The 18133-nt window shown below is 73.8% G+C and carries 22 protein-coding genes; 11 read left to right on the top strand and 11 right to left on the bottom strand.

Translation table 11 applies throughout. From position 1 onward, the window contains the following. Positions 1-2: 2 nt before the first annotated feature. Genes KSK32_RS13845 through KSK32_RS13825 form a run of 5 tightly spaced genes read right to left on the bottom strand, consistent with a single transcriptional unit; the run spans position 3 to position 4042 of the window. Positions 3-1349 carry a sensor histidine kinase gene (locus tag KSK32_RS13845; RefSeq protein WP_216931592.1) on the bottom strand — a complete coding sequence of 449 codons (1347 nt, stop codon included), beginning with the start codon at positions 1347-1349 and terminating at the stop codon, positions 3-5. Further along, positions 1346-2359, bottom strand: a complete 1014-nt coding sequence (locus tag KSK32_RS13840) for a SpoIIE family protein phosphatase (RefSeq protein ID WP_216936071.1) — start codon at positions 2357-2359, stop codon at positions 1346-1348. The genes KSK32_RS13845 and KSK32_RS13840 overlap by 4 nt, the downstream gene beginning before the upstream one ends. Then, a complete protein-coding gene (locus tag KSK32_RS13835) occupies positions 2356-2775 on the bottom strand; it encodes an ATP-binding protein (RefSeq protein WP_121684395.1) in 420 nt (139 codons plus the stop codon). Before KSK32_RS13835 ends, KSK32_RS13840 begins: the two co-directional genes overlap by 4 nt. Then, complete coding sequence (locus KSK32_RS13830) at positions 2772-3182, bottom strand: STAS domain-containing protein (protein ID WP_216931591.1); 411 nt, start codon at positions 3180-3182, stop codon at positions 2772-2774. The genes KSK32_RS13835 and KSK32_RS13830 overlap by 4 nt, the downstream gene beginning before the upstream one ends. Further along, complete coding sequence (locus KSK32_RS13825) at positions 3182-4042, bottom strand: STAS domain-containing protein (RefSeq protein WP_216931590.1); 861 nt, start codon at positions 4040-4042, stop codon at positions 3182-3184. Before KSK32_RS13825 ends, KSK32_RS13830 begins: the two co-directional genes overlap by 1 nt. Positions 4043-4202: 160 nt before the next feature. Between KSK32_RS13825 and KSK32_RS13820 the strand changes: the two genes are divergently transcribed. Beyond that, positions 4203-4559, top strand: coding sequence for an STAS domain-containing protein (locus KSK32_RS13820; RefSeq protein ID WP_216931589.1), 357 nt, complete (start codon positions 4203-4205; stop codon positions 4557-4559). A 10-nt stretch (positions 4560-4569) separates the two neighbouring features. Here the strand turns inward: KSK32_RS13820 and KSK32_RS13815 are convergent, their stop codons facing one another. After that, positions 4570-5856 (bottom strand): MFS transporter, encoded by a 1287-nt coding sequence (locus KSK32_RS13815; RefSeq protein ID WP_254187049.1) that lies wholly within the window; start codon positions 5854-5856, stop codon positions 4570-4572. A 49-nt stretch (positions 5857-5905) separates the two neighbouring features. Here KSK32_RS13815 and KSK32_RS13810 point away from each other — a divergent pair, with 49 nt between their 5' ends. The 4 genes from KSK32_RS13810 (at position 5906) to KSK32_RS13795 (ending at position 7822) form a co-directional block, all read left to right on the top strand. After that, positions 5906-6589 (top strand): FadR/GntR family transcriptional regulator, encoded by a 684-nt coding sequence (locus KSK32_RS13810; protein ID WP_216931588.1) that lies wholly within the window; start codon positions 5906-5908, stop codon positions 6587-6589. Between the two features lie 40 nt (positions 6590-6629). Beyond that, positions 6630-7100 (top strand): large conductance mechanosensitive channel protein MscL, encoded by a 471-nt coding sequence (gene mscL, locus KSK32_RS13805; protein WP_216931587.1) that lies wholly within the window; start codon positions 6630-6632, stop codon positions 7098-7100. 78 nt (positions 7101-7178) lie between these two features. Beyond that, positions 7179-7427, top strand: coding sequence for a hypothetical protein (locus tag KSK32_RS13800; protein WP_216931586.1), 249 nt, complete (start codon positions 7179-7181; stop codon positions 7425-7427). A 29-nt stretch (positions 7428-7456) separates the two neighbouring features. Beyond that, positions 7457-7822 carry a hypothetical protein gene (locus KSK32_RS13795; protein WP_128138611.1) on the top strand — a complete coding sequence of 122 codons (366 nt, stop codon included), beginning with the start codon at positions 7457-7459 and terminating at the stop codon, positions 7820-7822. 4 nt (positions 7823-7826) lie between these two features. Here KSK32_RS13795 and KSK32_RS13790 read toward each other — a convergent pair whose 3' ends face one another. Beyond that, a complete protein-coding gene (locus KSK32_RS13790) occupies positions 7827-9053 on the bottom strand; it encodes a benzoate/H(+) symporter BenE family transporter (RefSeq protein WP_216931585.1) in 1227 nt (408 codons plus the stop codon). A gap of 58 nt (positions 9054-9111) precedes the next feature. On the opposite strand from KSK32_RS13790, the gene KSK32_RS13785 reads away from it, so the two are divergent. The 5 genes from KSK32_RS13785 (at position 9112) to KSK32_RS13765 (ending at position 13795) form a co-directional block, all read left to right on the top strand. Further along, positions 9112-9675: a helix-turn-helix domain-containing protein gene (locus KSK32_RS13785; RefSeq protein ID WP_216931584.1), complete on the top strand. Its 564-nt coding sequence runs from the start codon at positions 9112-9114 to the stop codon at positions 9673-9675. 93 nt (positions 9676-9768) lie between these two features. Continuing rightward, positions 9769-10488, top strand: coding sequence for a PP2C family serine/threonine-protein phosphatase (locus tag KSK32_RS13780; protein WP_216931583.1), 720 nt, complete (start codon positions 9769-9771; stop codon positions 10486-10488). A gap of 52 nt (positions 10489-10540) precedes the next feature. Continuing rightward, on the top strand, positions 10541-11740 hold the full coding sequence (gene eis / locus KSK32_RS13775) for an enhanced intracellular survival protein Eis (protein ID WP_216931582.1): 1200 nt from the start codon (positions 10541-10543) through the stop codon (positions 11738-11740). A 39-nt stretch (positions 11741-11779) separates the two neighbouring features. Next, positions 11780-12529: a ZIP family metal transporter gene (locus KSK32_RS13770; RefSeq protein ID WP_216931581.1), complete on the top strand. Its 750-nt coding sequence runs from the start codon at positions 11780-11782 to the stop codon at positions 12527-12529. A gap of 117 nt (positions 12530-12646) precedes the next feature. Beyond that, positions 12647-13795 (top strand): hypothetical protein, encoded by a 1149-nt coding sequence (locus KSK32_RS13765; RefSeq protein WP_216936067.1) that lies wholly within the window; start codon positions 12647-12649, stop codon positions 13793-13795. Between the two features lie 431 nt (positions 13796-14226). Here KSK32_RS13765 and KSK32_RS13760 read toward each other — a convergent pair whose 3' ends face one another. Both KSK32_RS13760 and KSK32_RS13755 read right to left on the bottom strand, forming a co-directional pair. Next, positions 14227-15309 (bottom strand): NAD-dependent epimerase/dehydratase family protein, encoded by a 1083-nt coding sequence (locus KSK32_RS13760; protein WP_216931580.1) that lies wholly within the window; start codon positions 15307-15309, stop codon positions 14227-14229. Between the two features lie 37 nt (positions 15310-15346). Beyond that, on the bottom strand, positions 15347-15646 hold the full coding sequence (locus KSK32_RS13755; protein WP_216931579.1) for a hypothetical protein: 300 nt from the start codon (positions 15644-15646) through the stop codon (positions 15347-15349). 183 nt (positions 15647-15829) lie between these two features. On the opposite strand from KSK32_RS13755, the gene KSK32_RS13750 reads away from it, so the two are divergent. Then, a complete protein-coding gene (locus KSK32_RS13750; protein WP_216931578.1) occupies positions 15830-16201 on the top strand; it encodes a DUF6223 family protein in 372 nt (123 codons plus the stop codon). Between the two features lie 61 nt (positions 16202-16262). Here the strand turns inward: KSK32_RS13750 and KSK32_RS13745 are convergent, their stop codons facing one another. Further along, on the bottom strand, positions 16263-16925 hold the full coding sequence (locus KSK32_RS13745) for a response regulator transcription factor (RefSeq protein ID WP_216931577.1): 663 nt from the start codon (positions 16923-16925) through the stop codon (positions 16263-16265). Beyond that, positions 16922-18088: a sensor histidine kinase gene (locus KSK32_RS13740; RefSeq protein ID WP_216931576.1), complete on the bottom strand. Its 1167-nt coding sequence runs from the start codon at positions 18086-18088 to the stop codon at positions 16922-16924. The genes KSK32_RS13745 and KSK32_RS13740 overlap by 4 nt, the downstream gene beginning before the upstream one ends. Positions 18089-18133 lie beyond the last annotated feature (45 nt).

The raw sequence follows: 18133 nt of genomic DNA, 5'->3' as shown, positions 1-18133 counted from the left end.
CGTCACGCTCCGCCCGCGGGGAGGACCACTGTGAACGTGCTGCCCCGGCCGGGTTCACTGGTCAGCTCCAGCGTCCCGCCGAGCAGCGTGACCAGCCGGCGCGCGTACGGCAGGCCGAGCCCGGTGCCGCCGACCCGGGTCGTGCCGGGCACCTGGTAGAACTCCTCGAAGACCCGTTCGCGCAGCTCCGGCGGGATGCCCACGCCGGTGTCGGTGACCGACAGCGTCCACTGCTCGCCGCGGCGCTCGGCGCGCAGGCGTACCTCGCCGCGCTCGGTGAACTTCAGCCCGTTGTGCAGCAGGTTGCGCAGCACCTGGGCGAGCAGCACCTCGTCGGAGCGCACAGTGGCCGGGGTCGGCGGTTCCTCGACCACCAACTCCACCTCGGGGCGCGAGGCGAGCGCCCGCAGCGTGCCGCGCAACTGCCCGAACACCGCACGCAGGTCGACGTCGGACCAGTCCGGCTCGATCCGGCCCGACTCCGCCTTGGCCAGGTCGAGCAGCTCGTTGACCAGCCCCAGCAGGTCGCCCGCCGAGGAGCGGATCAGCCCGACCTGGCGGGCCTGTTCGCCGGTGAGCGGGTCGGAGGCGGAGTCGGCGAGCAGCCGGGCCAGGCCGATGATCGCGGTGACCGGGGCACGCAGCTCGTGGCTGACGTTCGCCAGGAACCGGCTCTTCGACTCGCTCGCGGCCCGCAGCTGGGCGGACTTCTCGTCCAGCTCGGCGTAGAGCGCCACCACGCCGCGGTTGGTCTCCTCCAGCTCCTCGGTGAGCTGGTTGTAGAGCGCCATCACGCCCTGGTTGGTCTCCTGGAGTTCGGAGTTGAGCACCGCCAGCTCGTCGCGCTGGCTGCGCACCTCGTCGAGGGCGGCGATGAGCTGCGCGTTCTGGGCGGCCAACTCGTCCAGCGCGGACCCCGGCGCGTGCTCGGCCAGCTCGGCGCGAAGCTCGGCGGCGCGCTCGGCCGTCAGCTCCTCGGCGTGGTCGGGCACTCGGCGGGACATCCTCACGACGGTATCGCCCTCGACGGCCACCACCCGCAACGTGTCCACCAGACGCGCGACGGCGCCGGACTGCGGCTCGTACCGTCCACCGGGGAGCGGGCGCAGCGGTGACAGGTCCACCTGGAGGATCCGGCGGCCGGCGGCGTCCCGGTCCAGGGCGAACGTCACGTCCGCGCCGTCGACACCGTGCAACAGCTCGCGGGCCACCTCGCTGAGCGCGGTGGCGATCCGTACCTGGTCCTGGTGTTCCAGCCCGACCGCCGCGGCCACCTCCCGGCCACGCTGCCGGACCAGGAAGATGTCCTGCTCCACCCGGAGCGCGAGGTGCAGGAGGGGTTCGGTCATGCCGCCCCCCGGGCCACCAGGACGCAGGCGTCATCGCGGCGGACCCCGGCGTCGCGCAGCAGGGTCGCGGCGGCCAGCAGCGGGTTGCGGCCGGCGAGCCCGGGATAGTCGTCCAGATCCCAGCGGTCCACCACCCCGTCACTGTGCATGACCAGCGTGGCGTCGCGCGAGAAGGGGTAGTCGTACCCGCGGATCACCGGACGCTGGTGCCCGGCGATGCCCGGCAGCGAGACCAGCCCGCGCCGCCGCTCGCCCGGCGCGACGATCATCGCGGCGATGTTGCCCAGCCCGGCGTAGCGGAGCACCCCGGTGGCCGGGTCCGGTTCGGCCACCGCGAGCGCGGCGCCCCGGGTGTGCGAGATGGCGGCGTGCAGGTGCCGCACCACGACGTCCGGCGGCCCGGCCGGCGCCGAGCGGAACGCGGACACGGCGGCACCCGTGGCGGCGGCGGCGAGCGGACCGTGGCCCAGCCCGTCGGAGACCAGCACCTGCCGCCGTCCGTCGACCTGGCGGACCGCGTACCCGTCGCCGCTTGTCTGCTCGCCGGTGATCGGCCGGGCCAGCCCGGCCGCCCAGTCCGGCTCCGGCGGTACGGCGTCCCAGACCTGGACGACCAGGACCGTGCCCTTCCCCGGCGACGAGTAGCCGTCGAAGCGGCTCGACTGCCTGACGATCGCGCCGAGCCCGATGCCGAGCGTGCCGGCGGTGGAGTGGCCGTCGACGGAGGAGAGCGTGAGGTCGGCCATGCCGGGGCCGGAGTCGATCGCCACCAGCTCCACACCGGCATGCCCGCCGCGGCGCGCCGGGCGCATCAGGAGCGCTCCCTCGCGGGCGTGCTTGACCAGGTTGCTGGTGATCTCGGCGGTGACGATGGCCAGGTCCGCGACACGCGGCGCGCTCAGTTCGAGCTGCCGGCCGAGACGCTCGGCGGCCCGGCGTACGCTGCCGGCTGTCGCGCCGGTGTCGACCCGGAACCAGATGCCGTGGTCGGGTACCACGTCGGCGATCATCGCGACCACTTGGTGACGGTGATCCGCGTCCCCTCGCCGACAGCCGTCCGGATGTCGAAGTCGTCGACGAGCCGGCGGGCGCCGCTCAGTCCCAGGCCCAGCCCGCCGCCGGTGGTGTAACCGTCGGTGAGCGCCAGGTCGAGGTCCGGGATGCCCGGTCCCTCGTCGGCGAAGACGATCCGCACGCCACGGCGGCGGCCGTCGGAGACGGTGCTCACCTCGGCGCTGCCCCCGCCGCCGTAGATCAGCGTGTTGCGGGCCAGCTCGCTGGCGGCGGTGACGAGCTTCGTCTGGTCGACCAGGGAGAGCCGGACCGCGACAGCTGTGGTACGCACCAACTGCCGGACCCGCACCACGTCCTCGTCGCTGCGGATCGCCTGGGTTGCCGGCACACCCAGGTCGACGCCCGTGGTCATGCCGTCGCCGTCGTCTCGGTGTCCCCGTCGTCGGCCGCCTCGTCCCACTCGTCGGCGCGGCTGGCCGCGACCAGCTCCATGCCGCGCTCGACGTTCAGCGCGGTACGGATGCCGTTGAGCGACAGCCCCAGCTCGACCAGCGTGATGGCGACGGCCGGGCGCATGCCGACCACCACCGTCTCGGCGTCCAGCACCTTCGAGATGGACGCGATGGTGGACAGCATCCGGCCGACGAAGGAGTCGACGATGTCCAGCGCCGTGATGTCGATGATCACGCCGTGGCAGCCGGTGGCGACGATCCGCTCGGCCAGGTCCTCCTGCAACTGGATCGCCGTCTGGTCGGACATGTCGACCTGGATGGAGACCAGCAGGATGTCGCCGATCTTGAGGATCGGGACCCGTTCCATCAGGACTCCCGGCGCGGGCGGCGGGCGGTGGTCTCGACCCCGGTCAGGCGCAGCACGTGGCGCAGCGCGTCGGCGAGGCTCGCCTTGGTCGCGATGTCGCCGAACTCGATGCCGAGGGCCACGATCGTCTGCGCGATCTGCGGGCGGATGCCGGAGATGATGCAGTCGGCGCCCATCAGCCGGGCGGCCACCACGGTCTTGAGGATGTGCTGGGCGACCTGCGTGTCCACCGCCGGCACGCCGGTGATGTCGATGATCGCGTACGGCGAGCCGGTGTCGACCAGGGTCTGGAGCAGCCGCTCCATCACCACCTGGGCGCGGGCCGAGTCCAGCGTCCCGACCAGCGGGACGGCGACCACGCCCTCCCAGAGCTTCACCACCGGCGTGGACAGCTCCAGCAGCTGCTCCGCCTGGTCGGCGATCAGGCTCTCCCGGGCGCGGACGAACGTCTCGAAGGTGAACAGGCCCATCTGGTCGACGAGCGCGGAGAAGGAGACGAAGTCGCGCAGGGTCTCGTCGCCCTTCCCCTCCTCCATCAGCTCCAGCAGGGCGTCCTTGAGCGCGAACACGCTGATCGCGGTCTCGGTGGCGGAGAACCCCTGCCGGGCCCGGTTGGTGGACAGCTCGGACAGCACCGCCCGCAGCTCACCGCCGTGCTCGTCGGCCAGGCCGGAGACGCCCTGGCGGCCGGCGTCGACCAGCGCGCGGTGCAGCTCCTGGACCTGGCGGGCCAGTTCGGCGCGGCTCAGGCGACCACGCAGCGAACCGGCGACGATCTCCGTCCAGCGGTTGGTCAACCGGTCCGCGTGCTGACTGAGCAGGTGGGCGAGCCGACCACCCTGTTCGGCGCTCAACGCCATGCTGACCTCCCTGATTTGGACGGGCGGACTCTATCACCGGAGGCTGCGGCGCTACTTGTCGCGGAGCAAAGAATGATCGAGCGCACCCGGTGACCGCTCCCGTTCTGCGCGGCACGCCCGTCGTGGGATACCGTTTCTCCCGAACACAGGAGGTCGACGTATGTCCCTGACGGTGCACACGGAACAGCACGGCGACGTGGTCGTCGTGTCGGTCGCGGGCGAGCTGGACATGGCCACGGCACCGCAACTGCAGGACCAGATCACGGATCTGCTGGACAAGGGGCGCAGTCGCCTCGTCTTCGACCTGGCCGAGGTGTCGTTCTGCGACTCCACCGGGCTGTCGGTGTTCGTCCGGGCGAAGAACAACTGCGACGAGGCGGGCGGCGTGGTCCGGCTGGCCGCCCCGCAGCGCGGCGTGCTGCGCATCCTCGAGGTCAGCGGCCTGGTCGAGGTGCTGCACACGTACCCGACGGTGGAGCAGGCCGTCGCGGGCGACCCCACCCCGGCCTCCTCCTGACTGAAATCTTTCAGCGCTCGTCCTCGATGTAGCGGGGACGAGCGATCACCATGCCCGCGGACGTCTGCACGGCCAGCGCCACCAGCAGGAAGCCGATCGGGGCGGTCCAGCCGCCGGTCGCCTCGTAGAGGATGCCCACCAGCAGCGGTCCGAGCGCCGCGATCACGTACCCGGTGCTCTGCGCGAACGCGGACAGCGCCACGGTGCCCTCGGCGGTCCGGGCGCGCAGCCCGATCGTGGTCAGGATGAGCGGGAACGCGCCCTGGCCGAGCGCCAGCAGCAGCACCCACAACGGCGCGAGGCCACGCGGGGCCAGCGCCAGACCGGCGTACGCGGCGGCGGAGAACACGGTCAGCGACAGCACCAGTGGCCGGAGCGTGGCCAGCCGGCCGGCCAGCGCCGGCATCATCAGTGCCACCGGCACGCCCAGCGCGGTCACGCCGGCGAGCAGCAGCCCGGCCGTCTCCGGCCGGTACCCGGCGTCCCGGAAGAGCTGGGCCAGCCAGCCCATGATCGCGTACCCGCTGAGCGACTGCGCCCCGAAGTAGACCGCCATGGCCCAGCCGAGCCGGGTCCGCCCCGGCTGCACGCGGGCCGGGGCGGCGACCGCCACCGCCGGGGGCGCGGCCCGTCGCGCGGCGCGGGCCCGCAGCGCCAGCGGCACCCACGGGAGTACGGCCAGGGCGGCCAGCCCGGCCCAGATGCCGAGTCCGGCCCGCCAGGAGCCGAATGCGTGCGCCACCGGCACGGCGGAGGCGGCGGCCACCGTCGTACCGACGGTCAGGGCCATCGTGTACGCCCCGGTGACCAGTCCGGTTCGGTGCGGGAAGTGCTGCTTGACGAGCATCGGCAGCAGGATGTTCGCCACCGCGATGCCGGCCAGCGCGAGCGCGCTGGTGAGCACGAAGACGGCCGCCGAGCCGGTGACCGCGCGCAGCACCTGCCCGGCGGTGAGCGCCAGCATGGCCAGCACCAGCACCCGGGGCGCGGCCCAGCGGCGGACCAGCCACGGGGTGAGCGCGCCCAGCCCGGCGAACGCGATGGTGGGCAGCGTGGTGACCAGGCCGGCCATCGCGCCGGAGAGGCCCAGACCGACCCGGATCTCGTCGAGCAGGGCGCCGAGGCTGGTCACCGCGGCCCGCAGGTTCAGCGCGACGAGCAGCATCCCGGCCAGGACGAGCAGGCCGCCCCGGACCGGTCCGGCCGCCGGGGCGGCGCCCGCCGCGGGGGCGGGGCCCGCCGCGGGCGTGACGGCCGGGGCGGGCACTGTCGCGACGGGCGCAGGTGGCGGAGTCATGACCTCGAACCTACAATCATGGGATGAATTTCGGCACGAGGTGTAACCGGTGACACCCGCCCGGGATTCCGTCGCCGTGCCTCCGCGCGGCCACCGGGTCCGGCAGACGATCGAGCAGCTCCGGGAGCGGATCCTCGGCGGCGAGTGGCCGGTGGGCGGGCGCATCCCCACCGAGCCGCAACTGGTCGCCGCGCTCGGCGTCGGGCGGAACACGGTCCGCGAGGCGGTCCGGGCGCTCGTGCACGCCGGGGTGCTGGAGTGCCGGCAGGGCTCCGGCACCTACGTGGTGTCGACAGACGAGCTGGCGCCGGTGGTGGCCCGCCGGCTCACCGACGACCGGATGACGGAGGTGGTCGAGGTCCGGCGCGCGTTCGAGGTGGAGGCCGCCCGGCTCGCCGCGTTGAGGCGTACCCCCGAGGACCTGGTGGCGCTCGACGGCGCGCTCGCGGCCCGCGAGGCCGCGTGGCGCGGCGGCCGGGTGGACGAGTTCGTCGAGGCGGACGCCGCTCTGCACACGGTCGTGGTGGCGGCCGCGCACAACGCCATGCTCGCCGAGCTGTACGCCTCGGTCGGCGCCGCGCTGCGCAGCACCGTGGCCCAGGCGATGGGCGAGGCGCTGACCCCCGAGCGGTACGTGGACCACGGCCGGCTGGTCGAGGCGATCCGGGCCGGCGACCCGCAGCGGGCGGCGATCGAAGCAGGTGCTTTTCTCGAAGGGCCTGCCGGGGCATAGGTTGTCCCCGACGCAGACTCATCAGGGCACGGGAGTACGGATGCTCAAGGGCTTCAAAGACTTCATCATGCGCGGCAACGTCGTCGACCTGGCGGTCGGTGTCGTCATCGGCGCCGCGTTCACCGGCGTGGTCACCCAGCTCACCAAGTCGTTCCTGGAACCGCTGGTACGCGTGTTCATCGTGTTGATCACCGGCAACGAGGACGGGATCGGCGGCTCGACGCCGTCCTTCCGCGGTGTCGACTTCGACTGGGTGGCCTTCGTCAACGCGCTGATCACGTTCGTGCTCACCGCGGCGGCGCTCTACTTCCTGGTCGTCTACCCGATGAACCGGCTCGCCGAGCGGCGCAAGCGCGGCGAGGAGCCGCCGCCCTCCGCCCCGAGCGAGGAGGTCAAGCTGCTCACCGAGATCCGGGACGCGCTGCTCGCCGGCAACCACGGCACGCCCGGCCAGCGCAGCGCCCTGGACGACGTGCTCGGCCGCCGGCAGGAGCCGCCCGCACCCCGCTGAACGCCATAGCCGATCGGCCCCCGCGACGATCTCGCGGGGGCCGACGTTTATCGAACACATGTTCGATAGAGTCCGGGCATGGAGCAGCGTAGGCACTGGTGGAACGGGAAATGGGGACGCCTCGCCCGGCGTGACGTCTTCCTCCGGGTGGACGGCGACCGCTGGCACGTGGAGCAGCGGGCCGGCGGCGCCGAGGGGGTCTCCCGGTTCTACGAGCACGCCAACGTGGAGGAGGCCGAGGAGACGGTCCGGGCGCTGCTGGACGGCACCGACACCTGGCGCGAGCTGTCCCCCCGCCCACCGGGCGGCTGGACTCCCTCCGTTTAGCGCCCGCGCGCCCCGGGAACCGCTTCTGCATGAGCCAGCAGCAGGACACCGTCTCCCGGGTCACCACCGGCATGCGGGTGGTCGACTCCGCAGGCGTCGAGGTGGGCACAGTCGATCTCGTGCAGCGCGGCGACCCGGCCGCGGTGACCGTGCAGGCGCCCGCCCCGGTCGACCCGGGCAGCAGCCTGGACGAGCTGATCGAGTCCGCGGCGGCCGAGGAGCCGGACGTACCGGCCGACCTGGCCGCCCGGCTGCTGCGCGACGGCTACCTCAAGGTCTCCACCGAGCTGGTCCGCACCGGCGCGGTCTACGTGCTGGCCGATCGGATCGCCGCGGTGAGTGACGGCGCGGTACGCCTCACGGTCCCGGCCGCGGAGCTTCCCGCCGAGGAGTGACGGGTCACCCGGCCCGGCTGGGAAGCGGCGCGGCGGTCTCCTCCGCGGCTTCCTCCTCCGGCGGTTCGGCCACCGGGCGGGCTGCCGTCCGGCGGCGGAACAGCAGGAGCATCAGCCAGCCCGCGACCAGCCCCCAGAACGCGCCACCCACCCCCAGCAGGCTCACCCCGGACGCGGTGACCACGAACGTGACCACCGCCGCCTCCCGCGCGTCCGGCTGGGCGACCGCTGCCGTGACGGCTCCGGCGAGCGCGCCGAGCAGGGCGAGCCCGGCGACGGCCTCGACGAGCACCGGCGGGGAGAGCAGCACCAGGGCGGTCGCCGCGCCGGCGCCCAGGCCGAGCAGGGCCAGGCCGATCCCGGCGGTGACGGAGGCGATCCAGCGCCGCTCCGGGTCCGGGTGGGCGTCCGGGCCGGCGGCCAGCGCGGCGGTGATCGCGGCCAGGTTCACCGCGTGCCCGCCCGCCGGGGCGCCGAGGGCGGTGGCGAGCCCGGTCACCCGCAGCGCCGAGCCCAGCGGGGCCCGGTAGCCGTACCCGGCGAGCACCGCGGTGCCGGGCACGTTCTGGGCGGCCATGGTGACCAGGAACAGCGGCAGCGCGAGCCCGACGACGGCGGGTAGCGTCCAGGTCGGCGCGGTGAGCGCGACGACCGGTGCGGCGTCCAGCCGGGCCGGCCCGGAGGTGGTGAGCGCGATCGCGACCACCGCCACGGCGAGCGCGCCCGGCACCGCCCAGCGGCGGGCGAACCGGTGCAGCAGCAGCCACACCAGCACCACCGGCCCGGCAAGCCGGGGCACCTCGACCAGGGCGCGTACCGGTGCCGTACACAGCGGCAGCAGCACCCCGGCGAGCATGGCGGAGGCGATCGGGGCGGGGATCGCGGCGACCGCGCGGCCGAGCGCGGGGATCAGCCCGGCCGCGATGATCAGCAGGCCGGCGAGCAGGAAGGCACCGACCGCTGCGGGCCAGCCGCCGGCGACGGGTCCGGTGGCCACGAGCAGCGCCGCGCCCGGCGTGGACCAGGCGATCGACAGCGGCAGCCGGTGACGCAGGCCGAGCCAGAGCGCGCAGGCGCCGCTGGCGACGCAGAGCGCGAGCAGGCCGGAGGCGGCCTGGTCCGGTTCGGCGCCGACCGCGCGCAGCCCGGCCAGGACGACTGTGAACGAGCTGGCGAAGCCGACCAGGGCGGTCACCACGCCGGCCAGGACGGGTTGGAGCCGACCGCCCATGCTCTCCTCCTCCGACCGTTCCGTTTACGGAACGGCACGGTGTAGCACGATAACCCCCATGACAGCCGCCGCACCAGCCGATGACCGGGGCGCCCGGGAGGTCGGCCGGCGCATCCGTTCGCTCCGCACCGAGCGGGGCATCTCCCTGTCCGAGCTGGCCCGCCTCGCGGGCGTCGGCAAGGCGACGCTCTCCGGCCTGGAGAACGGCGTGCGCAATCCCCGGCTGGAGACCCTGTACGCGATCACCGCGCAGCTCGGCGTACCGCTGACCGCCGTGCTCTCCGCGCCCGGCGAGGCGCCGACCGTACGCGGGACGGCGGTCGGAGCCACGCTGCTGGAGGTGTTCGACGACCGGGAGGCGACCTACGAGCTGTACCGGATGCGGGTCGACCCGGGCCCGGCGCAGCTCTCCCCCGCCCACTCCAGCGGCGTGACCGAACACGTGACGGTCTTCTCCGGCGTGCTGCGCGCCGGGCCGGCCGACGCCCCGCTGACCGCCGGTCCCGGTGGCTACCTGCGGTGGACCTCCGACGTGCCGCACACGTACGCGGCGGTGGGCGAGGAGGAGGTCCACGCGAGTCTCCTGCTGCGCCATCCTCGTCCGTCCACACCGGACAGTTGACGCATACCCAGGATGCAAGCTGATGACATTTCTTTCAGCAGACCCGCCACCGCGTGCAGACGCGGAGCCGTTCTTCTTGGCAAGCTTGTCCTCATGACGCTCATCCTCCGCTCGGCCATCCTCAACGACGTCGGCCTCGTCCGGACCAACAACGAGGACTCCGCCCTCGCCGGTGACCGCCTCGTGGCGGTGGCCGACGGCATGGGCGGGCTCCCCGCCGGCGAGGTGGCCAGCGAGATCGTCATCCGGATCCTGGACGAGCTGACGCCGCCCACCGGCGCCGACGAGGCGGCCGACGCGCTGCGCGCCGTCGTGAGCACCGCGAACCAGCGCATCCGCGCGGCCATCACGGTGGACCCGGCCCGCGACGGCATGGGTACGACCCTCACCGCCGCCCTGCTCGCCGGGGACACCCTGGTGCTGGCCCAGGTCGGCGACTCCCGCTGCTACCTGCTGCGCGACCACGAGCTGACCCAGCTCACCCGCGACGACACGTTCGTGCAGGCGCTGGTCGACCAGGGCGCACTCTCCCGCGACCAGGCCCGGCACCACCCGCAGCGCTCGCTCGTCACCCGCGCGGTGCAGGGCTCCGACGCGCCACCCGCCGTCGGGGCGCTCTCCGTGTTCGCCGGCGACCGGCTGCTGCTGTGCAGCGACGGCCTCTCCGACTACGTGGAGGACGCCGCCATCGCGGCGGCGCTCGCCACCTACGGGGACCGCCAGCAGTGCGGCGAGCAACTGGTGAAGCTGGCCCACCAGGCCGGCGCGCCGGACAACGTGACTGTGGTCATCTCGGACGTCACCGAGGCGTGAGCGGGCCCCCTTTCCGGTTGCGGACCGCGCCCGGTGCGGTTGGGATGAACGGATGCGCATCCGCCGGCTGGCCACCGATGAACGACTGAACACCAGCTTCCCGCTCCAGGCGTACGCGTTCGAGGCCTCGCCGATGGACGCCTCCCGGACCGACCAGTTCCGCGCATACCTGCCGTACAACGCCGGGAACACGACGCTGGTGGCCGAGGAGGACGGGGTCACCGCGGCGGCCGCGTCGGCGATCCCGATGCGGCAGAATCTGCGCGGCGCGGTGCTGCCGATGGCCGGTGTCGCGGGCGTGGCCACCCATCCGCTGGCCCGCCGGCGCGGCCACGTCCGCACGCTGATGCAGCAACTCCTCGACGGCATGCGCGACGAGGGCCACCAGCTCACGGCGCTGCACCCGTTCCGCGCCTCGTTCTACGAGCGCTTCGGCTACATCGGGCTGCCCCGGCGGCGTACCGCGATCCTCAACCCGGTGGACCTGGCGCCGCTGCTGCGGGCCGGACTGCCCGACGAGCTGGTCTGGGAGCGGATCGGCGCGGGCTACCCGAGGTGGCGCGCGTACACGGAGCGGTGCCTGCGCGAGCGGCACGGCTTCGCGGTCTTCCCGGACTTCCGGGCGGTCGGGCTGCGCGACCGGGACGACCGCTGGCTGGTCAGCGTGGTGCGCGGCGGCAAGACGGTCGGCGCGGTGACCTACCGCATCGACGACCACGCCGGCACGCTGTTCGCCGACGACCTGCTGGTCGACGACCCGTACGCCCGCGCGTCGGTGCTCCAGTTCTTCGCCCGGCACGTCGACCAGGTGGCCCGGATCAGCGTCCAGGTGACCCCCGACGAGCTGCCCGAGCTGTGGCTCACCGACCTCGACGTGCAGGTCGAGGCACGGGTGACCCGGCCTGACCCGACCGCGCCGATGGCCCGGCTGCTCAGCCTGGACGCGCTCGCCGAACAACCGGTCGGGGTCGGCCGGGTGCTGGTCGAGGTGGTCGGTGACCGGTGGCTCGCCGGCCGGCACCTGATCGACGGCACCACCGGCAAGCTGGCGGTGCTGCCGGCGCAGACCGCCGCCGAGGGCAGCGTGCCGGCCGCGCGGCTCACCGCCGCCGGGCTGTCCGCCCTGGCGTACGGGGTGCTCGACCCGGCCGAGGTGGTCGTACGCGGGCTGGGTGAGGTTCCGGTGGACGCGGCGGTCGAGCTGCGCCGCCTCTTCCCCCGTGAGCTACCGCACCTGTTCGCCGACTTCTGACCCGGTTGGCGGCGCCCGTCCGGGGGTAGGGTCCACCGCGTGCCGGAGTGGCTGGAAGCGGGATTCTGGGGCCTGCTCGCCGGGTCGGCCCTGCTGGTCGGGGCGGCCGTCGGGTTCTTCGCGCGCGTGCCGCGCCGGGTGACCGCCTCGGTGATGGCGTTCGGGGCGGGCGTGCTGCTGTCCGCCGTCTCGTTCGAGCTGGTCGAGGAGGCGCACGAGCAGGGCGGCCTGTCGCCGGTGGCGATCGGCGCGGCGGCGGGCGCGCTGCTGTACACCGCGGCGAACGTGCTGCTGGCCCGGCGGGGCGCGCGGCACCGCAAGCGCTCGGGCGGCGAGCAGCCCTCCGAGCGGGAACAGCCCGGTTCGGGTAATGCGATAGCGGTCGGCGCGCTGCTCGACGGCGTACCCGAATCGGTGGTGATCGGCGCGAGCCTGCTCGCGGGCGGCCCGGTCAGCCTGGTCACCGTCATCGCGGTGTTCCTCAGCAACGTGCCGGAAGGGCTCTCCAGCGCGGCCGGCATGCGGCAGGCCGGACGCACCCGGCGTTACGTGTTCGGGCTGTGGACGGCAATCGCGTTGATCTCCGGCGCGGCGTCGCTGGCCGGGTACACGCTGCTCGGCGGCGCGCCGCCGGAGGTTCTGGCGACGATCACCGCGCTCGCCGCGGGCGCGATCCTCGCGATGATCACCGACACCATGGTCCCGGAGGCGTTCGCCGACGCGCACCTGCTGGTCGGGCTGATCACCGTGCTCGGTTTCCTGGTCGCGTTCGCGCTCTCGCACGCCTGACCGGTTGCGGTGGGCACCGCTGCCTCCGCTGTTGGCGGCTTCGGCTTAGCGGTGGGTTAAGGATCGTCTGCGGACTCGTGCCGGGGCGGCCGGTCCTCCTAGCATCGGACGGTGCGCGTGAAGTCGGCTGTCACTCTCCTCGTCCTCGCCCTGGCGACGGCGACGCTCCCCGCCTGCGGCGGCGATGATCCGGCCCCGGTCCCCGCCCCGGCCGCCGCGACCCCGTCCGCGCCGGGCGCCGCCCCGTCGGCCTCCCCGAGCGGGCGGGCCGGTCTCGGCAGCGCCCGGCCGAGCCCCAGTGCGGCCACCGTCGCGTTCCGCGCCGGCAACCCGGACGGCCGGGCCGCCGTGCCGGCCGAGGCGCGGGCGGTGGACACGTCGCGCCCGACCCGTACCGTCGGCAGCGGTACCCCGGCGAGCTGCACCTCGGAGGCGGTGGTGAAGGCCGTCGCGGCCGGTGGTCTGATCACGTTCGACTGCGGGCCCGCGCCGGTGACCATCACCATGAAGGCCACCGCCAAGGTGGTGAACTCGCACGGCCCGCGCGTCGTGCTGGACGGTGGCGGCAAGGTCACGCTGAGCGGCGGCGGCAAGCGCCGCATCCTCTACATGAACACCTGCGACAAGGCGCAGGGCTGGACCACCTCGCACTGCCAGAACCAGGACCACCCACGCCTCACCGTGCAGAACCTGACGTTCGCCGACGGGGATGCCACTGGGGATCGCACCGAGGGCGGTGGAGGCGGCGCGGTCTTCGTCCGCGGCGGGCGGTTCGCCGTGATCAACTCACGGTTCGTCGACAACCGCTGCGACCGTACCGGCCCGGACCTCGGGGGCGCCGCGCTGCGCGTGCTCAGCCAATTCGAGAACAAACCGGTGTACGTGGTGAGCAGCACCTTCACCGGCGGGGTGTGCGCCAACGGCGGGGCGCTGAGCAGCATCGGCGTCTCCTGGACGGTGCTGAACAGCGTCTTCCGGGACAACCGCGCGGTTGGCACGGGCGCGAACCCGGCCCGGGGCGGTACGCCGGGCGGCGGCAGCGGCGGCGCGATCTACTGCGACGGCAACGAGTTCGCGGTACGCATCGCCGGCACGGTGATCGAGGACAACAGCGCGAACGAGGGCGGCGGCGCGATCTTCTTCGTCAGCAACAACCGCACCGGCACCCTGAAGATCGACAGCAGCACCCTGCGGCGCAACCCCAGCCGAGGCTTCGAGACGAAGGGCCACCCCGGCATCTTCTTCCTGGGCGCCCAGATCTCCTGACCCCTTTCCCCTGCCCCGCCCCGCCTCACCCTGTCCCGTCCCGTCCCGTCGATCATGAGGTTGGCGGCCTGCCCGTAGGCGTGTCGCGCCGTCAACCTCATGATCGATCTGCTGACCGACCGACCTGCGGGCACCCCTCTCGCCTCGCCTCGCCGATCATGAAGTTGGCGGTCCCGGTATCGGCGTGTCGCCCAGCCAACTTCATGGTCAGCAGCCAGTTCCCGGCCGCCAGAGCCCTCCCCCGCCCGCACACGCCCTCGGCGAGGTGATCAAGGAGTTTGCGTCCTGGTCGATCTCTGGGAGGGACACAAACTCCTTGATCAACAGGACGAGGCAGGGCAGGGGGCGGACGGGGCGGGAGCGCGCCAGAGGCGGGCCTAGGCCGACGCGGGGTGAGCCGGAGCGGTGGGCCGGAGCGGGGCCGGTCGGGGTCAGTAGGGGTTGGGGTGGCCGGGGAGGTGGCCTTTAGCCAGGGCGGCGGGCCGCCCGGGGAGCGTCGGGTCCGGGGACAGCGGCGGGGAGTCGGTGCCGGCCCGAGTGGCCATGCCGGCGAACAGCTCCTTCAGGGCGGTCACCGTGTCGACGCTCGGGCTCCAGCCGAGTTCGGTCTCGGCACGATGGCTGGACATCAACGGCACGTTCAGCGCCAGGTCGACCCAGCCGGTGTCGACCGGTTGCAGCCGCGCCCGCCAGGTCAGCGCCGCCGCGGCGCGCAGCACCGGCGTCGCCACCGGCACCGTCCAGCCGTGGAAGTGCCGGGCCACCAGCTCCGGCGTCAGCACCGGGTCGGCCGCCACGTTGAAGGCGCCGCTCGCGTCCCCCACAACCGCCCGGGCGTACGCGTCCGCCACGTCGTCGGCGTGCACCGCCTGCATCCGGAGCCGCTTGTTCGACGGCACCAGCGGAATCCGGCCGTACCGCAGCAGGCGCACCGGCACCAGCGGGCCGAGGAAGTAGCGGCTGATCTCCGTACCGGCCTCCCGCTGGAAGATCAGTCCCGGCCGCAGCCGTACCACGCGCAGGCTCGGGTGCTCCCGCTGCACGCCGTCGAGCAGTGCCTCCACCTCCGCCTTGTCCCGGCTGTACGACGACGTCTCCACACCGGTCGCCGGCCAGTTCTCGCTGACCGGGTGGTTCTTCGGGCCGGGCGCGTAGGTGCCGACCGACGAGGCGTACACCAGGGCCGGAACGCCGACCCGGACGGCGGCCTCGATCACCGCGCGGCTGCCGCCGACGTTGGTCCGGTAGAGCGTGCGCCGGTCGTGGCTGGGCTGGATCTGCCAGGCCAGGTGCACCACCGCCCGCGCCCCGGCGAAGATCCGCACGAGCTGGTCGGCGGCCGCCGGCGCGCCGATGTCGCAGAAGTGCCACTCCACGTCGTCGTACGGTTCACCGGCGTCCGGTCCGGGCAACCGGCGGGCCACGCCGACCAGTTCCGTGCCCGCCTCCCGCCGCAGCCGGCGCAGCACTGCCGTCCCCACGTTGCCGGTCGCCCCCACGATCACGATGCGCATGACAGGTGCGGTACCCGCTGAACCGGGCAGCAACCGCTCACGGACGGGGGTTCGTGCGCACCCAGCCCTTCTCCCGGTCACGGCGACCGGCGGTGGCGGCCAGGCAGCGCGGGCAGACCCAGCCCTCCGGGTCGGCGTCGGTGAACACGTCGGTGCCGGAGTAGTCGAACGGCACGTGCGGGAATCGACGCAGCCGGGTCCGGCTCAGCGGCAGCCCGCACAGCGTCTGGTTCCGGCCCGGCAGCCAGGCGTGCACCTCACCGCCGGGACGGCGTACACCGTCGTCGCCCGGCACCTCGCGGGACGCCGCCACGGCGGCGGTGGTCGTGACTCGCATGGTCGCCCAGGTTCCCCGGCCGCCGCCGTTCACGCCCGGCGGCGACAACCCCTGGGGTACGCGGGCGCAGCGCGTACCCCAGTGGTGGTAGCCCGGTCGACGACTCCGGGGCGACGACCGGCTGCGATGCACGTCCATACGCTGCCGCCGTCACCACTTACCGTGACCCGAGGGAGTCCCGAGATGTCCATTCGTCACCTGCTCGCCGGCACAGTCGCCCCGGCCGCGCACACCTCACTCGCCGCCGGGGGCATCGGCGGCTCCGGCCGGGCCGGTGCCACAGTCATCGCCGTGGTGGGCCTGGCCGGCGTGGTCGTCGGCGGGCTGGCGCTGACCCGCTCCCGGCGCGGGGCCGGCGCGGGGCGGGTCCATGCCCTGGTGGCGGCAGCGGCCGGACTGGTCAGTCTGGTCCTCAGCGTGTGGCACCTGGCCCTGACCACCGAGGGTTTCGGCACCGGCCAGGGGCGCGCGGGCGCGATCGCCGGGGTGGCGTTCGGGCTGGTCGGGGCGGTGCTGGGCGGGCTGGCGCTGGCCCGTTCCCGGCGCACCGCCTGACCGGCCGCCCGTTCCGTTCCGGCGTCTCACCTCGGCCCGGTCGCTCGCGTCGGCCGCTCGGTCAGGAGGCGGTGAGCCAGCCGGGCACGGTGAGCCCCGACTCGTACGCGAGCACCACCAGCTGGGCGCGGTCCCGTACCCGCGTCTTGGTCATGATCCGGCTGACGTGCGTCTTCGCGGTGGCGGGGCTCAGCACCAGCCGGGCCGCGATCTCGTCGTTGGACAGGCCGGCCGCGACCAGGGCGAGCACCTCCCGTTCCCGTTCGGTGAGCGCGTTCAGCCGGGGGCCCGGGTCCGGGTGCCGCGTCCGGGCGGCGAACTCGGCGATCAGCCGGCGGGTGACGGCCGGGGCGATCAACGCGTCGCCCCGGGCCACCACCCGTACGCCGTGGATCAGCTCCGCCGGCTCGGTGTCCTTGACCAGGAAGCCGCTCGCCCCGGCCCGCAACGCGCCGTAGACGTAGTCGTCCAGGTCGAACGTGGTCAGGATGATCACGCGGGCGTCGGTGCCGGCGACGATCTCCCGGGTCGCCGCGATGCCCTCCAGCAGCGGCATCCGGATGTCCATGAGGACGACGTCCGGCCGCAGTTCTCGCACCAGCCGCACCGCAGTGGCACCGTCGGCGGCCTCGCCGACCACCTCGATGCCCTCCTCGCCGTCGAGGATGGAGCGGAAGCCCGCGCGTACCAGGGTCTGGTCGTCGGCGAGCAGCAACCGGATCATGTCGTCTCCCCCGGTAACCTGCGTGGCGCCGGGACCGGCAGCGGGACGGACCGCAGCGGAAGGCGGGCCCGCAGCAGGAACCCGCCGTCCGGCCCCGGCCCGGTGGTGAGCGAGCCGCCCAGCGCCCGGGCCCGTTCGCCCATGCCGAGGATCCCGTTCCCGGGCGGCCCGGACGGACCGGCGCCGTCGTCCGCCACCTCCACCAGCAATTCGTCGCCGTCCGGCACGACCCGGACCACCGCCGTGCTCGCGCCCGCGTGACGGCTCACGTTGGTGAGCGCCTCCTGGACGATCCGGTACGCGGACAGATCCACCTCCGGCGGGAGCGACCCGGTCTCCGTCACCTCGGTACGCACCGCCAGCCCGCATCGCTCGGCCGCCGTGACCAGCTCGTCGAGGCGGTCGAGACCGGGCGCGGGCCGGCTCGGCGACGTACCCTCCTGCCGGAGCACACCCAGCGCCGTCCGCAGTTCGCGCAGCGTCTCCCGGCTCGTCTGCTTGATCACGGCGAGTGCCTCCGCAGACCGCTCCGGATCGGGCCGGTGCAGCGCGGCGCTCGCCTGCACGCTGATCAGCGACAGGTGGTGTCCGAGCAGGTCGTGCAGCTCGCGGGCGATCCGCAGCCGCTCCTCGGTGGCCTGGCGGCGGGCCTCCTCCTCCTTACGCTGCTCCGCTGCGAGCACCCGCGCCTGCACCTCGGCGAGATAGGCCCTCCGGTTACGGGTCACGCCGACGATGACCGCGACCAGCCACCCGGCGTGCAGCAGGGTCGCCCCGTTTCCACTGACACCGGGCCGGGTGTAGCTGTCCGCGACGGCGAACGAGACGACCGAGGCCAGGCCGAGCCCCACCGCGACCGCGAGGTGTCCCTCGTCGACGACGGTGTACAGCGCCACGACGAACACCAGCATGATCGGCCCGGGCCGGTGCAGCAGAGCCCCGTACGCGGCGACCGCGGCCAGCGCTACCGCGCCCACCGCCACCGGGTGTCGACGGCGCAGGTAGAGCGCGCCGGAGGAGGCCAGGACGACAAGCAGCGCCACGAGGTCGGTGGTGGTGTCGATGCCCGCCGACTGCACTACGAGGCCGAGGAGGGCGACCAGGGCGACGGCGGGCACCGCTGCGGCTTCCGCTTTGAGGCCGTGCCGGCGCCAGCTCGACATTGCCGAAGCGTAGCGGTCCGTGGACGCAGCGGAGGGCCCCGAAGT

Origin of the sequence: Micromonospora sp. WMMB482 (assembly GCF_019038635.1) — a bacterium.
Taxonomy (GTDB): Bacteria; Actinomycetota; Actinomycetes; order Mycobacteriales; family Micromonosporaceae; genus Micromonospora; species Micromonospora marina.
Note: the sequence above shows the minus strand (reverse complement) of the source record. Positions and strands in the feature narration are given on the sequence as shown.